This window comes from Flavobacterium sp. UM26, from assembly GCF_057922445.1.
Window position 1 is genome coordinate 55,598 of sequence record NZ_JBVHCY010000009.1, and the last position, 14,075, is coordinate 69,672.

At 35.4% G+C, this 14,075-nt stretch carries 27 protein-coding genes; all 27 read left to right on the forward strand.

Translation table 11 applies throughout. The annotated features are described in order from the left end of the window. Positions 1–9 precede the first annotated feature (9 nt). The gene (gene fusA, locus ACZ1AQ_RS11405) at positions 10–2,166 is read left to right on the forward strand and encodes an elongation factor G (protein WP_489633028.1); all 2,157 of its coding nucleotides are present in this window, start codon (positions 10–12) and stop codon (positions 2,164–2,166) included. Positions 2,167–2,177: 11 nt separating this feature from the next. Further along, a complete protein-coding gene (rpsJ, locus tag ACZ1AQ_RS11410; protein WP_007803605.1) occupies positions 2,178–2,483 on the forward strand; it encodes a 30S ribosomal protein S10 in 306 nt (101 codons plus the stop codon). 155 nt (positions 2,484–2,638) lie between these two features. Then, positions 2,639–3,256: a 50S ribosomal protein L3 gene (gene rplC / locus ACZ1AQ_RS11415; protein WP_489633029.1), complete on the forward strand. Its 618-nt coding sequence runs from the start codon at positions 2,639–2,641 to the stop codon at positions 3,254–3,256. Then, entirely contained in the window at positions 3,256–3,885 is a 630-nt protein-coding gene (gene rplD / locus ACZ1AQ_RS11420) for a 50S ribosomal protein L4 (protein ID WP_489633030.1), read from the forward strand. Before rplC ends, rplD begins: the two co-directional genes overlap by 1 nt. A gap of 7 nt (positions 3,886–3,892) precedes the next feature. Then, complete coding sequence (gene rplW, locus ACZ1AQ_RS11425) at positions 3,893–4,183, forward strand: 50S ribosomal protein L23 (RefSeq protein ID WP_489633031.1); 291 nt, start codon at positions 3,893–3,895, stop codon at positions 4,181–4,183. Between the two features lie 9 nt (positions 4,184–4,192). Further along, positions 4,193–5,017 (forward strand): 50S ribosomal protein L2, encoded by an 825-nt coding sequence (rplB, locus tag ACZ1AQ_RS11430; protein WP_489633032.1) that lies wholly within the window; start codon positions 4,193–4,195, stop codon positions 5,015–5,017. Between the two features lie 6 nt (positions 5,018–5,023). Further along, positions 5,024–5,302, forward strand: coding sequence for a 30S ribosomal protein S19 (rpsS, locus tag ACZ1AQ_RS11435; RefSeq protein WP_024981511.1), 279 nt, complete (start codon positions 5,024–5,026; stop codon positions 5,300–5,302). 6 nt (positions 5,303–5,308) lie between these two features. Further along, positions 5,309–5,722, forward strand: a complete 414-nt coding sequence (gene rplV / locus ACZ1AQ_RS11440; protein ID WP_024981512.1) for a 50S ribosomal protein L22 — start codon at positions 5,309–5,311, stop codon at positions 5,720–5,722. Between the two features lie 5 nt (positions 5,723–5,727). Beyond that, complete coding sequence (rpsC, locus tag ACZ1AQ_RS11445) at positions 5,728–6,480, forward strand: 30S ribosomal protein S3 (protein ID WP_489633033.1); 753 nt, start codon at positions 5,728–5,730, stop codon at positions 6,478–6,480. Positions 6,481–6,499: 19 nt separating this feature from the next. Beyond that, complete coding sequence (rplP, locus tag ACZ1AQ_RS11450) at positions 6,500–6,925, forward strand: 50S ribosomal protein L16 (RefSeq protein ID WP_017495016.1); 426 nt, start codon at positions 6,500–6,502, stop codon at positions 6,923–6,925. Positions 6,926–6,936: 11 nt separating this feature from the next. Next, positions 6,937–7,128: a 50S ribosomal protein L29 gene (gene rpmC, locus ACZ1AQ_RS11455; protein WP_031456038.1), complete on the forward strand. Its 192-nt coding sequence runs from the start codon at positions 6,937–6,939 to the stop codon at positions 7,126–7,128. 17 nt (positions 7,129–7,145) lie between these two features. Next, positions 7,146–7,403, forward strand: a complete 258-nt coding sequence (gene rpsQ, locus ACZ1AQ_RS11460; protein ID WP_159687102.1) for a 30S ribosomal protein S17 — start codon at positions 7,146–7,148, stop codon at positions 7,401–7,403. A 2-nt stretch (positions 7,404–7,405) separates the two neighbouring features. After that, positions 7,406–7,774, forward strand: coding sequence for a 50S ribosomal protein L14 (gene rplN / locus ACZ1AQ_RS11465; RefSeq protein ID WP_007803649.1), 369 nt, complete (start codon positions 7,406–7,408; stop codon positions 7,772–7,774). Positions 7,775–7,785: 11 nt separating this feature from the next. After that, the gene (rplX, locus tag ACZ1AQ_RS11470; RefSeq protein ID WP_026727873.1) at positions 7,786–8,100 is read left to right on the forward strand and encodes a 50S ribosomal protein L24; all 315 of its coding nucleotides are present in this window, start codon (positions 7,786–7,788) and stop codon (positions 8,098–8,100) included. 2 nt (positions 8,101–8,102) lie between these two features. Further along, positions 8,103–8,654, forward strand: coding sequence for a 50S ribosomal protein L5 (rplE, locus tag ACZ1AQ_RS11475; RefSeq protein WP_489633034.1), 552 nt, complete (start codon positions 8,103–8,105; stop codon positions 8,652–8,654). A gap of 3 nt (positions 8,655–8,657) precedes the next feature. Continuing rightward, positions 8,658–8,927, forward strand: coding sequence for a 30S ribosomal protein S14 (rpsN, locus tag ACZ1AQ_RS11480; RefSeq protein WP_026707007.1), 270 nt, complete (start codon positions 8,658–8,660; stop codon positions 8,925–8,927). A gap of 102 nt (positions 8,928–9,029) precedes the next feature. Beyond that, positions 9,030–9,428 (forward strand): 30S ribosomal protein S8, encoded by a 399-nt coding sequence (gene rpsH / locus ACZ1AQ_RS11485; RefSeq protein ID WP_489633035.1) that lies wholly within the window; start codon positions 9,030–9,032, stop codon positions 9,426–9,428. Between the two features lie 19 nt (positions 9,429–9,447). Then, on the forward strand, positions 9,448–9,990 hold the full coding sequence (rplF, locus tag ACZ1AQ_RS11490; RefSeq protein WP_489633036.1) for a 50S ribosomal protein L6: 543 nt from the start codon (positions 9,448–9,450) through the stop codon (positions 9,988–9,990). Positions 9,991–10,001: 11 nt separating this feature from the next. Next, positions 10,002–10,352 carry a 50S ribosomal protein L18 gene (gene rplR, locus ACZ1AQ_RS11495; protein WP_489633037.1) on the forward strand — a complete coding sequence of 117 codons (351 nt, stop codon included), beginning with the start codon at positions 10,002–10,004 and terminating at the stop codon, positions 10,350–10,352. Between the two features lie 6 nt (positions 10,353–10,358). Then, positions 10,359–10,883 (forward strand): 30S ribosomal protein S5, encoded by a 525-nt coding sequence (gene rpsE, locus ACZ1AQ_RS11500; RefSeq protein ID WP_064716174.1) that lies wholly within the window; start codon positions 10,359–10,361, stop codon positions 10,881–10,883. Positions 10,884–10,895: 12 nt separating this feature from the next. Beyond that, positions 10,896–11,078 (forward strand): 50S ribosomal protein L30, encoded by a 183-nt coding sequence (rpmD, locus tag ACZ1AQ_RS11505; protein WP_024981523.1) that lies wholly within the window; start codon positions 10,896–10,898, stop codon positions 11,076–11,078. An 11-nt stretch (positions 11,079–11,089) separates the two neighbouring features. Next, on the forward strand, positions 11,090–11,542 hold the full coding sequence (gene rplO, locus ACZ1AQ_RS11510; protein WP_489633038.1) for a 50S ribosomal protein L15: 453 nt from the start codon (positions 11,090–11,092) through the stop codon (positions 11,540–11,542). A 13-nt stretch (positions 11,543–11,555) separates the two neighbouring features. After that, positions 11,556–12,902 carry a preprotein translocase subunit SecY gene (secY, locus tag ACZ1AQ_RS11515; protein ID WP_489633039.1) on the forward strand — a complete coding sequence of 449 codons (1,347 nt, stop codon included), beginning with the start codon at positions 11,556–11,558 and terminating at the stop codon, positions 12,900–12,902. A 4-nt stretch (positions 12,903–12,906) separates the two neighbouring features. Further along, positions 12,907–13,122: a translation initiation factor IF-1 gene (infA, locus tag ACZ1AQ_RS11520; protein ID WP_026714631.1), complete on the forward strand. Its 216-nt coding sequence runs from the start codon at positions 12,907–12,909 to the stop codon at positions 13,120–13,122. A gap of 11 nt (positions 13,123–13,133) precedes the next feature. Then, positions 13,134–13,250: a type B 50S ribosomal protein L36 gene (gene ykgO, locus ACZ1AQ_RS11525; protein ID WP_002987490.1), complete on the forward strand. Its 117-nt coding sequence runs from the start codon at positions 13,134–13,136 to the stop codon at positions 13,248–13,250. Positions 13,251–13,252: 2 nt separating this feature from the next. Next, positions 13,253–13,627, forward strand: coding sequence for a 30S ribosomal protein S13 (gene rpsM, locus ACZ1AQ_RS11530; RefSeq protein WP_064716171.1), 375 nt, complete (start codon positions 13,253–13,255; stop codon positions 13,625–13,627). Between the two features lie 8 nt (positions 13,628–13,635). Next, positions 13,636–14,019 (forward strand): 30S ribosomal protein S11, encoded by a 384-nt coding sequence (gene rpsK / locus ACZ1AQ_RS11535; RefSeq protein WP_007803677.1) that lies wholly within the window; start codon positions 13,636–13,638, stop codon positions 14,017–14,019. Positions 14,020–14,075 lie beyond the last annotated feature (56 nt).

The window sequence follows — 14,075 nt, forward strand, 5'->3', positions numbered from 1 at the left end:
CATAGAGAAATGGCAAGAGATCTAAAATATACAAGAAATATTGGAATTGCTGCTCACATTGATGCTGGTAAAACAACAACAACTGAGCGTATATTATTCTATACTGGAAAATCACACAAAATTGGTGAAGTGCACGATGGTGCTGCAACAATGGACTGGATGGCACAAGAGCAAGAAAGAGGTATTACTATTACTTCTGCGGCTACAACTTGTGAATGGAATTTTCCAACTGAACAAGGTAAAATTTTACCAGAATCTAAACCGTATCACTTCAATATTATCGATACTCCTGGGCACGTTGACTTTACAGTAGAGGTAAATCGTTCGTTACGTGTATTAGATGGATTGGTTTTCTTATTTAGTGCGGTTGATGGTGTTGAGCCTCAATCTGAAACTAACTGGAGATTAGCTGATCAATACCGTGTGCCTCGTATGGGGTTTGTTAATAAAATGGACCGTCAAGGGTCTAATTTCTTAGCAGTTTGTCAACAAGTAAAGGATATGTTGAAATCAAACGCGGTGGCTATCACTTTACCAATTGGTGAAGAAAATGATTTTAAAGGAGTGGTTGACTTGGTTAAAAATCAAGCTATTGTTTGGCATGATGCTACACAAGGAGCGACTTTTGATATTGTTGATATTCCTGCAGATATGATTGACGAAGTGAAACACTATCGTTCAATTCTAATCGAGGAAATTGCTACTTATGATGAAAATCTTTTGGATAAGTATATGGAGGATGAGAACTCTATTACTGAAGAGGAAATCAATACAGCTTTAAGAGCTGCAACTATGGATATGGCAATTATCCCAATGATTGCAGGTTCTTCTTTCAAAAACAAAGGTGTTCAATTTATGCTTGATGCGGTATGTAAATACTTGCCTTCTCCATTGGATAAAGAGGGAATTAAAGGTATTCACCCTGATGATGCGGAATTGTTAGAAGAAGATCAAACTCAAATCTTGCGTAAGCCAGATGTGAAAGAGCCATTTGCTGCTTTAGCGTTTAAAATTGCAACTGACCCATTCGTAGGTCGTTTGGCTTTCTTCCGTGCTTATTCAGGAAGATTAGATGCTGGTTCTTATGTGTTGAATACGCGTTCTGGAAATAAAGAAAGAATTTCTCGTATCTACCAGATGCATGCCAACAAACAAAACCCAATCGAATATATCGAGGCTGGTGATATTGGAGCAGCTGTTGGATTTAAAGATATCAAAACTGGAGATACATTGTGTGATGAGAAGCATCCAATTATTCTTGAATCAATGAAATTCCCTGCGCCAGTAATTGGTATTGCTATTGAGCCTAAAACTAAGGCTGACGTAGATAAAATGGGTATGGCTTTGGCGAAATTAGCTGAAGAAGATCCAACATTTACTGTTAGGACGGATGAGGCTTCAGGGCAAACTATTATCTCTGGTATGGGTGAGTTGCACTTGGATATCTTGGTTGATCGTATGAAACGTGAGTTCAAAGTAGAGGTAAATCAAGGTGAGCCACAAGTGGAATACAAAGAAGCATTTACAAAAACTGCTCAACATAGAGAGGTTTACAAGAAACAATCTGGAGGTCGTGGTAAATTCGGTGATATCGTATTTAGAGTTGAGCCTGCTGATGAAGTGGATGGTAAAGTACCTGTAGGATTGCAATTTGTGAATGAAGTAAAAGGAGGAAACGTACCTAAAGAATACATTCCTGCTGTTGAAAAAGGTTTCCGTGAAGCTATGAAAACTGGTCCGTTAGCTGGTTATCAGGTTGATAGTTTAAAAGTTACATTGTTAGATGGATCTTTCCATCCAGTGGATTCTGATGCGCTTTCTTTTGAATTAGCAGCTAGAATGGGGTATAAAGAAGTTGCGAAAGCAGCTGGAGCTATTATTCTTGAGCCAATCATGAAAATGGAGGTTATTACACCAGAAGAAAACATGGGAGATATCGTAGGAGATATTAACCGTCGTAGAGGTCAGGTAAATGACATGGGTGATAGAAATGGTGCTAAAACTATTAAGGCTGATGTGCCATTGTCAGAAATGTTTGGGTATGTTACAACTTTAAGAACTTTATCTTCTGGTCGTGCAACATCAACAATGGAATTTTCACACTACGCTGAAACACCTTCTAACATTTCAGAAGCAGTTATCAAAAAAGCAAAAGGAAACGCATAATCTTTAAGAAAATGAGTCAAAAAATCAGAATAAAATTAAAATCTTACGATCATATGTTGGTGGATAAATCTGCTGAAAAGATTGTAAAAACAGTAAAAACTACTGGTGCTGTTGTAACTGGTCCAATTCCGTTGCCAACTCACAAAAAATTGTTTACAGTATTGCGTTCTCCGCACGTTAACAAAAAAGCTAGAGAGCAATTTGAAGTAATGTCATATAAGAGATTAATTGATATTTATTCTTCTTCATCTAAAACTATCGATGCTTTAATGAAACTTGAATTACCAAGTGGAGTTGAAGTTGAAATCAAAGTTTAAGTAGTTCTAAAGTAATAAGAACGCTGTTTTTGGGCAAAAAAAATATTTTTTGGATTGTGTGTAAATAAGTTATACCTTTGCACCTCGAAAAAAAATAGGATTTGCTCAAAAGCTGCGTTCTATATTTATATTTTAATAATTAATAATTAATATTTATGTCTGGGTTAATTGGTAGAAAAATCGGCATGACTAGTATTTTTGATGAAAACGGGAAGAATATTCCTTGTACAGTAATTGAAGCTGGTCCATGTGTTGTTACCCAAGTCAGAACCAAAGAGGTTGACGGGTATGAAGCGTTGCAACTTGGTTTCGATGACAAAAACGAGAAACATTCCACAAAAGCGGCTTTAGGTCACTTTAAAAAAGCTGGAACTGTTGCTAAGAAAAAAGTCGTTGAATTTCAAGATTTTGCAACTGAACAAAAATTAGGTGATCTTATTGATGTGTCTATTTTTGAAGAAGGGGAATTTGTGGATGTGCAAGGTGTTTCTAAAGGTAAAGGTTTTCAAGGGGTTGTGAAACGTCACGGTTTTGGTGGTGTTGGTCAAGCAACTCATGGTCAACATAACCGTTTAAGAGCGCCAGGTTCTGTAGGAGCTTCTTCTTATCCGTCTAGAGTATTCAAAGGAATGCGTATGGCAGGAAGAATGGGAGGAGTAAATGTAAAAGTTCAAAACCTTAGAGTGTTAAAAGTAGTTACTGATAAGAATCTACTTGTGATTAAAGGATGTGTTCCTGGTCATAATAACTCTTATGTAATCATTCAGAAGTAATGGAAGTAAAAGTATTAGATTTCAACGGAAAAGATACTGGGAGAAAAGTTCAACTTTCTGATTCAGTATTCGCAATTGAACCAAACAATCACGCGGTATACCTTGATGTTAAGCAATATTTAGCTAATCAAAGACAAGGTACTCACAAGGCTAAGGAGAGAGCTGAAGTGGCAGGTAGTACGCGTAAGATTAAAAAACAAAAAGGAACAGGTACTGCTCGTGCGGGTAGTGCAAAAAGTCCTTTGTTTAAAGGTGGTGGAACAGTTTTTGGTCCTAGACCAAGAAGTTATTCATTCAAATTGAATAAAAATTTGAAGAGATTGGCTAGAAAATCTGCTTTTTCTATTAAAGCAAAAGAATCAAATATTATCGTCTTAGAAGATTTTAATTTTGAAAAGCCAAGCACTAAAAATTTCATTAATGTTTTGAAAGCTTTAGAGTTAGAAAACAAAAAATCACTGTTTGTGTTGGGTGATACGAATAAAAATGTATATTTGTCCTCACGTAATTTGCAGGCTTCTAGCGTTGTAAGTAGCTCAGAATTAAGTACTTATGCTATTTTAAATGCAAATAATTTAGTGCTTTTAGAGAGTTCTTTGGAAGTAATTGAAGAAAATTTAAGTAAATAATTAGGATATGAGCATCATAATTAAACCTATAGTAACGGAAAAAGTAACCAAAGAAAGTGAAGTTTTGAACCGTTTTGGATTCGAGGTGAGCAGAAAGGCTAACAAAGTTGAAATTAAGAAAGCTGTAGAAGCTGCTTATGGAGTAAATGTTGTTAGTGTAAACACTATGAATGTTAGACCAGACAGAACTACTAAATACACTAAAAGTGGTTTAATCAGTGGAAAGACAAATGCTGTGAAAAAGGCAATTGTACAAGTACAAGAAGGAGAAACAATTGATTTTTACAACAATATCTAAGATAGAAAAATGTCAGTAAGAAAATTAAAACCTATTACCCCAGGTCAGCGATTTAGAGTTGTGAATGGTTATGACGCTATTACAACTGATAAGCCGGAACGCTCTTTGATAGCGCCGATAAAAAACACTGGAGGTAGAAATAGTCAAGGAAAGATGACCATGCGTTATACGGGTGGTGGTCACAAGCAGAGATATCGTATTATCGATTTTAAACGTACCAAGGATGGAATTCCAGCTACGGTTAAGTCGATTGAGTATGATCCAAATCGTACTGCTTTTATCGCTTTATTAGCTTATGCTGATGGTGAGAAAACTTATGTTATCGCGCAAAATGGATTGAAAGTTGGTCAGAAAGTTGTTTCTGGTGCAGATGCTCAACCTGAGATTGGTAACACTTTACCTTTAAGTAAAGTTCCGCTAGGAACTGTAATTTCTTGTATTGAATTGAGACCAGGTCAAGGAGCTGTAATTGCTCGTTCAGCTGGTACATTTGCTCAATTAATGGCAAGAGATGGAAAATATGCAACTATTAAAATGCCATCAGGTGAAACAAGATTGATTTTGTTAACGTGTTCGGCTACTATAGGAGCAGTTTCTAATTCAGATCATCAATTAGTAGTATCAGGAAAAGCTGGTAGAACAAGATGGTTAGGAAGAAGACCTAGAACAAGACCTGTTGCAATGAACCCTGTAGATCACCCAATGGGAGGTGGTGAAGGACGTTCTTCTGGTGGACATCCACGTTCAAGAAATGGAATACCAGCTAAAGGTTATAGAACACGTTCTAAGAAAAACCCGAGTAACAAGTATATCGTAGAACGTAGAAAGAAATAATAAGATATGGCACGTTCATTAAAAAAAGGACCTTTCGTTCATTATAAGTTAGAAAAGAAAGTTGAAGAAAACATTGCAGGTGGAAATAAAGGAGTGGTTAAGACTTGGTCTAGAGCTTCTATGATAACACCAGACTTTGTTGGTCAAACTATCGCAGTTCATAACGGTCGTCAGTTTGTACCTGTTTACGTTACAGAAAACATGGTAGGACATAAATTAGGAGAATTTTCACCAACTAGATCTTTTAGAGGTCATGCTGGAGCAAAAAATAAAGGTAAAAAATAAGAAGCAATGGGAGTTCGTAAAAGAGAAACAGCAGATGCGAGAAAAGAGGCTAATAAGTCTATTGCTTTCGCGAAGTTAAATAACTGCCCTACTTCACCTAGAAAAATGCGCTTAGTAGCAGATCTAGTAAGAGGTCAGAAGGTAGAAAGAGCACTTAACATATTAAGATTTAGTTCTAAAGAAGCTTCAAGAAAATTAGAAAAACTATTGTTATCAGCTATCAATAACTGGGAACAAAAGAATAGCGAAGCTAGTTTAGAAGAAGCAGGATTATTTGTTAAGGAAATCCGTGTAGATGGTGGAATGATGTTGAAAAGACTTCGTCCAGCTCCACAAGGAAGAGCACACAGAATAAGAAAACGTTCTAATCACGTAACAATCGTGTTGGGAGCTATCAATAACACACAAAGCAATTCTTAAGCAGCATGGGACAAAAGACAAATCCAATTGGAAATAGACTTGGTATCATCAGAGGATGGGACTCAAACTGGTATGGTGGAAATGATTACGGTGATAAATTAGCCGAAGATCACAAAATCAGAAAGTATGTACATGCTCGTTTATCAAAAGCTAGTGTATCAAAAGTAATCATCGAGAGAACTTTGAAACTTGTAACCGTTACTATCACTACTGCTAGACCTGGTATAATTATCGGAAAAGGTGGACAAGAGGTAGACAAGTTGAAAGAAGAACTTAAGAAAATTACAGACAAAGAGGTTCAAATTAACATCTTTGAAATTAAAAGACCTGAACTTGATGCGTATCTAGTTGCTACAAGCATCTGTCGTCAAATCGAAAGCAGAATTTCTTACAGAAGAGCTATTAAAATGGCCATCGCAGCCTCTATGCGTATGAATGCTGAAGGAATTAAAGTGCTTATCTCAGGTCGTTTGAATGGTGCTGAAATGGCTCGTTCAGAAGGTTTCAAGGAGGGTAGAATTCCTCTATCAACTTTCAGAGCTGATATTGATTATGCACTTGCAGAAGCTCATACTACTTATGGTAGAATGGGAGTGAAAGTGTGGATCATGAAAGGTGAAGTTTACGGAAAGAGAGAGCTTTCTCCGCTAGCTGGCATGGATAAAAAACAAGCCGGAGGTAAAGGAGGAGATTCTTCTAGAGGAGACAGAAAATCTTTTAATAAAGGTGGAAAACCAGACGCTCGTAAAAGAAAGTAAATTTTTAAACTAAAGAAAAATGTTACAGCCTAAAAGAACAAAGTATCGTAAGGTACAAAAGGGTAAAATGAAAGGGAATTCTCAAAGAGGACATGAACTTTCAAATGGAATGTTTGGAATTAAATCTGTACATGAAGATGGAATGTTCTTAACCTCTCGTCAAATCGAAGCTGCACGTATCGCTGCAACTCGTTATATGAAAAGAGAAGGACAATTATGGATTAAAATATTTCCAGACAAACCAATCACTAAGAAGCCTCTTGAGGTACGTATGGGTAAAGGTAAAGGTGCCGTTGAATATTGGGCAGCTGTAGTTAAACCTGGAAGAATTATGTTCGAAGTTGGAGGAGTTCCTTTGTCAGTTGCTAAAGAGGCGTTACGTCTAGCAGCTCAAAAGCTTCCAGTTAAAACTAAATTCGTTGTTGCAAGAGATTTCGAAGCATAATCTATATTTTTATGAAACAATCAGAAATAAAAGATCTTTCTGCAGCGGAGTTGCAAGAAAAACTAAGTCAAACTAAAAAGGTTTATGCCGATTTAAAAATGGCTCACGCTATTTCTCCGATCGAAAATCCACTTCAAATTAGAAGTGTACGTAGAACGGTTGCTAGATTAGCTACAGAACTTACTAAAAGAGAGTTACAATAATTGTAATCTGCTGAAAGATGGAAAAAAGAAATTTAAGAAAAGAAAGAATTGGTGTAGTTACTTCAAACAAAATGGATAAGTCTATTGTTGTTGCGCAAGTAACTAAAGTAAAGCACCCATTATATGGTAAGTTCGTGTTAAAAACAAAGAAATTTGTAGCACACGACGAAACAAACGACTGTAACATTGGTGATACTGTAAGAATTAGCGAGACGCGTCCTTTGAGTAAATCAAAATGTTGGAGATTAGTTGAAATCATTGAAAGAGCTAAATAATTATGGTACAACAAGAATCAAGACTAAAAGTAGCAGATAACACTGGAGCTAAAGAAGTTTTAACTATCCGTGTTTTAGGAGGTACCAAAAGAAGGTATGCCTCTGTTGGTGACAAGATTGTAGTTTCTATCAAAGATGCAACTCCGAACGGAAACGTAAAAAAAGGAGCTGTTTCAACTGCAGTTGTTGTACGTACCAAAAAAGAAGTAAGAAGAGCCGATGGTTCATACATCAGATTTGATGACAATGCTTGTGTATTGTTAAATGCAGCTGGTGAGATGAGAGGAACTCGTGTTTTTGGTCCGGTAGCAAGAGAACTTCGTGAAAAACAATTCATGAAAATTGTATCATTAGCACCAGAAGTGCTTTAATTCGTTATAAGATGATAAAGCTAAAAATAAAGTCAGGAGACATTGTAAGAGTAATAGCTGGAGACCATAAAGGTGCTGAAGGTAAAGTTTTGCGTGTTTACCGTGAGAAAAACAAAGCGATTGTTGAAGGTGTAAACATGGTTTCTAAACACACGAAGCCAAGTGCTAAAAACCCTCAAGGTGGTATTGTAAAAAAGGAAGCTTCTATACAAATTTCTAACATTGCTCTTATAGATCCTAAAACAAAGGAAACTACAAGAGTTGGTATTAGAGTAGAAGGAGATAAGAAAGTAAGATTTTCAAAAAAATCTAATCAAGTACTATAGTAATGGCATATATACCTAGACTAAAAGAAGAATATAAGAGTAGAGTTATTGCTGCTCTTAAAGAAGAGTTCGGTTACTCAAATATTATGGAAGTTCCAAAATTGGAAAAAATTGTTTTGAGTAAGGGAGTTGGTGCGGCAGTATCTGATAAAAAACTAATTGACTATGCAGTTGAGGAGTTGACTAAGATTACTGGACAAAAAGCAGTAGCCACTATTTCTAAGAAAGACGTTGCGTCTTTTAAACTTAGAAAAGGGATGCCTATTGGTGCAAAAGTGACTTTACGTGGAGAAAGAATGTATGAGTTTTTAGATAGACTTATTACTTCATCTTTACCTCGTGTAAGAGACTTCAATGGTATTAAATCTACAGGTTTTGACGGAAGAGGAAATTATAACTTAGGTGTTTTAGAACAAATCATTTTCCCAGAAATTGATATTGATAAAGTAAACAAAATATCTGGTATGGATATTTCCTTTGTTACTTCTGCAAAAACAGATAAAGAAGCAAAGTCATTGTTGGCTGAATTAGGTTTACCTTTTAAAAAGAATTAAGATATGGCTAAAGAATCAATGAAAGCCCGTGAGGTGAAAAGAGAAAAAACGGTAGCTAAGTATGCTGAGAAAAGAAAAGCTTTGTTAGAAGCTGGAGATTTCGTAGGTTTGCAAAAATTACCGAAAAATGCTTCACCAGTTCGTTTGCACAATCGTTGTAAATTAACAGGTAGACCAAGAGGGTATATGCGTCAATTCGGTATTTCACGTGTTACATTCCGTGAAATGGCTAACAATGGATTGATACCAGGTGTTAAAAAAGCATCTTGGTAGAATAATAATATTCAGACGTGAGTAACCACGTCTGTTTTTTCACATTTATAAACTGGTTTCAGGTTCGAATAGTTCGAAAACCGTTACCGCAAATTAATACATATGTATACAGATCCAATTGCAGATTATTTAACGAGAGTTAGAAACGCTGTGGCTGCAAACCACAAAGTAGTTGAAATTCCCGCATCTAATCTAAAAAAAGAAATAACTAAGATCTTATTTGATCAAGGTTACATCTTAAGTTACAAGTTTGAGAACAAAACTGTTCAAGGTTCTATCAAAATTGCTCTGAAGTACGATAAAGTTACTAAAGAGCCTGTAATTAAAGATATCCAAAGAATTAGTAAACCAGGTTTACGTAAATACGCAGGTGCTTCTAAATTGCCGAGAATCCTTAATGGATTAGGTATTGCTATTGTTTCTACATCTAAAGGTTTGATGACAGGAAAACAAGCTAAGCAATTGAATGTTGGAGGAGAAGTAATTTGTTACGTATACTAATTTTTAAAGACTAGATAAGATGTCAAGAATAGGTAAAAGTCCAATCGTAATCCCTGCCGGAGTAACTGTTGAAGTTAAAGATGGTATTATTACTGTAAAAGGAAAAAATGGTCAACTAACACAGGAATTTTCAGATGTTACTGTAAAAGTTGAAGACGGTCAAGTTACAATTGAAAGATCGTCTGATCACAAAGACCAAAGAGCAAAACACGGTTTATATCGTTCTTTAATCAATAACATGATTGTTGGTGTAAGTGAAGGTTTTACTAAATCTTTAGAATTGGTTGGAGTTGGTTATAGAGCTTCAAATCAAGGACAAAAACTAGATTTAGCCTTAGGTTTTTCTCATAATATTATTTTAGAAATTGCTCCTGAGGTAACTTTGGAAACTATTTCTGAAAAAGGAAAGAACCCAATTGTGAAGTTAACTTCTTTTGATAAACAACTATTAGGACAAGTTGCTGCCAAGATAAGAAGTTTCCGTAAACCAGAGCCTTACAAAGGTAAAGGGGTTAAATTTGTAGGTGAAGTATTAAGAAGAAAAGCAGGTAAATCAGCTTAAAAAATAAGATTATGTCATTAACAAAACCTGAAAGAAGACAGAGAATTAGATTCAGAATTAGAAAAACGATTAGTGGTACTGCTACTAAACCAAGACTTTCTGTTTTTAGAAGTAACAAAGAAATTTATGCGCAATTAATTGATGATGTAAATGGTGTTACTTTGTTAGCTGCCTCTTCAAGAGAAAAAGAAATAGGAAAAGGTACGAATATTGAAGTTGCAACTGCAGTTGGTAAATTGGTTGCAGAGAAAGCTTTGAAAGCTGGTATTGAAACAGTAACTTTCGATAGAGGAGGTTATTTATATCATGGTCGTATTAAATCATTAGCGGAAGGCGCAAGAGCGGCTGGGCTTAAATTCTAATATAGTATGTCTAATAAATACAAGAATATAGAGTTAGTAAAACCAAGTGGTCTTGAATTAAAAGATCGTTTGGTAAGTGTAAATCGTGTTACTAAGGTTACAAAAGGTGGTAGAGCTTTCGGTTTTTCAGCTATTGTAGTTGTAGGTGATGAAAATGGAGTGGTTGGACACGGATTAGGTAAATCTAAAGATGTTTCAGAAGCTATTGCTAAAGCAGTAGAAGATGCAAAGAAAAATTTAGTTAGAATTCCTTTGAATGGACAATCTGTTCCTCACGAACAAAAAGGTAAATTTGGTGGTGCGCGTGTGTTTTTGATTCCTGCATCACATGGTACAGGAGTTATTGCTGGTGGTGCTGTTCGTTCAGTTCTTGAATCAGTGGGAATTCACGATGTATTATCAAAATCTCAAGGATCATCTAATCCTCATAATGTTGTTAAAGCAACTTTTGATGCTTTATTACAAATGAGAAGTGCTCATACAGTTGCAAGACAAAGAGGGGTTTCATTAGAGAAAGTTTTTAAAGGTTAATTTAAGGAAATTATGGCTAAATTATTAGTAAAACAAGTACGTAGTAAAATTAACTGTCCTCTTACTCAAAAAAGAGGTTTAGAGGCTTTAGGTTTACGTAAAATGGGACAAGTTGTAGAGCATGATTCAAATCCTGCTATCCTTGGGATGATAAATAAAGTTAAACACTTAGTTTCTGTAGAAGAAATTAAATAACAAATACTCGTATGAATTTAAGTAATTTACAACCTGCTGAGGGTTCTACACACAATCAAAATAAGAGATTAGGTAGAGGTGAAGGTTCTGGTAAAGGTGGTACTTCTGCAAGAGGACACAAAGGAGCTAAATCTCGTTCAGGATACTCTAAAAAGATTGGTTTTGAAGGAGGTCAGATGCCACTTCAAAGACGTGTTCCTAAGTTTGGTTTCAAAAACATCAATCGTAAAGAGTACGAAGGTGTTAATTTAGATACACTTCAATTATTAGTGGATAATGGTCTTGTAACTGATACTGTTGATATGTCAGTTTTTGTTGCAAATCGTCTAGCTACTAAGAATGAGATCGTTAAGATTTTAGGAAGAGGTGAATTAAAAGCAAAATTAAAGGTATCTGCTCACAAATTTACTGCTACTGCAAAAGCTGCTATTGAAGCTGCTGGAGGTGAAGCTGTAACATTATAATTTTTCAACTAATATGAAGAAATTTTTTGAATCATTAAGTAATGTTTGGAAGATTGAGGAACTAAAAAATAGAATTCTTTTTACTTTAGGTCTTCTTTTAGTTTATCGTTTTGGCGCACATGTAACTTTACCTGGAATTGATGCAACGCAATTGACTGGTTTAGCAGGTCAAACAAAAGATGGTATCGGTTCAATACTTGACATGTTTACTGGTGGTGCTTTTTCGAAAGCTTCAGTTTTTGCGTTGGGTATCATGCCTTATATTTCAGCATCTATTGTTGTTCAGTTAATGGGGATAGCTATTCCTTATCTACAAAAATTGCAAAGTGATGGTGAAAGTGGTAGAAAAAAGATCAATCAAATTACTCGTTGGTTGACTATTGGTATCACTTTAGTTCAAGGGCCGACTTACATCTACAATCTTTACAGAACATTACCAAGTAATGCCTTTTTATTAGGTTTTAATTCTTTTGAATTCTTATTTTCTTCAGTTGTTATCCTAGTAACAGGTACAATTTTTGCAATGTGGTTAGGTGAGAAAATCACTGATAAAGGGATTGGAAATGGTATTTCACTTTTGATCATGGTAGGTATCTTAGCAAGATTGCCACAGGCTTTTATTCAAGAATTTACTACAAGAGTTACCAATAATAATGGAGGTCCAATGCTTTTGGTTATTGAAGTTATTATTTGGCTATTAGTAATTATTTCCTGTGTTTTGCTTGTTATGGCAGTAAGGAAGATACCTGTTCAGTATGCTCGCAGAACAGCATCTGGTGATTTTGAACAAGATATGTTGGGTGGTAATAGACAATGGATACCTTTGAAGTTAAATGCTTCTGGTGTTATGCCGATTATCTTTGCCCAAGCTATTATGTTTATTCCAGCAGCTGTTGCTGGTTTGTCTAAATCAGAAACTTCTCAAACAATTGTTAGTGCATTTAGTAACATCTTTGGTTTTTGGTATAATTTTGTATTTGCTAGCTTAATAGTTATCTTTACATTCTTTTATACCGCAATCACTGTACCTACAAATAAAATGTCTGATGATTTAAAAAGAAGTGGAGGTTTCATTCCAGGAGTAAGACCTGGTGCAGAAACATCTGATTATCTTGATAAAGTGATGTCTTTAATTACTTTCCCAGGGTCTTTATTTCTTGCTTTAATCGCTGTGTTCCCAGCTATTGTCGTAAGTCTTATGGATGTACAACAATCTTGGGCAATGTTTTTTGGAGGTACTTCATTAATCATTATGGTTGGTGTTGCTATTGACACAATGCAGCAAATTAACTCATATTTGTTGAATAAACACTATGATGGTTTGATGAAGAGTGGTAAAAATAGAAAAGCAGTAGCTTAATTTTATGGCAAAACAATCAGCAATAGAACAAGACGGATCAATAATCGAAGCATTATCTAATGCAATGTTCCGTGTAGAGTTAGAAAATGGACATGTCGTAATTGCTCATATTTCTGGTAAAATGCGTATGCATTACATCAAATTATTACCTGGTGATAAGGTGAAACTTGAAATGAGTCCTTACGATTTGTCAAAAGCAAGAATTACTTATAGATATTAAAGATATTCCAAATGAAAGTAAGAGCATCAGTTAAAAAAAGAAGCGCCGAGTGCATTATTGTGCGTAGAAAAGGCAGATTATACGTAATCAACAAAAAGAATCCTAGATTTAAACAAAGACAAGGATAATTATGGCAAGAATAGCAGGGGTAGATATCCCAAAAAACAAGAGAGGTGTTATAGCACTTACCTACATCTTCGGATTAGGAAAAAGTAGAGCGATTGAGATTTTAGAGAAAGCTCAAGTAAGCCAAGATAAAAAAGTTCAAGATTGGAACGATGATGAGATTGGAGCAATTCGTGAGGCGGTTTCAGCTTTCAAAATTGAAGGTGAATTACGTTCAGAGGTTTCTTTAAACATCAAACGTTTGATGGATATTGGATGTTACAGAGGTATTCGTCATAGATCTGGTCTTCCATTGAGAGGTCAAAGAACTAAAAACAACTCTAGAACAAGAAAAGGTAAAAGAAAAACTGTTGCTAACAAGAAAAAAGCAACTAAATAATAAGTAATATGGCTAAAGCAACTGCAAAAAAACGTAAAGTTATCGTTGAATCAACGGGAGAGGCTCATATTTCTGCTACCTTCAATAACATCATCATTTCGTTAACAAACAAAAAAGGTGAAGTTATTTCTTGGTCTTCAGCTGGTAAAATGGGTTTTAGAGGTTCTAAAAAGAATACTCCATATGCAGCCCAAATGGCAGCAGAAGATTGTAGTAAAGTAGCTCTTGAGGCTGGTCTTAAAAAAGTTAAAGTATATGTTAAAGGACCAGGTAATGGACGTGAGTCTGCTATCCGTTCTATACATAATGGTGGAATTGAAGTTACCGAAATTATCGATGTTACTCCAATGCCTCACAATGGATGTCGTCCTCCTAAAAGACGTAGAGTTTAATACTCAAATTTATTTATAGTATAACCTAGATAGAATATAGATTATCGAAGGATAAG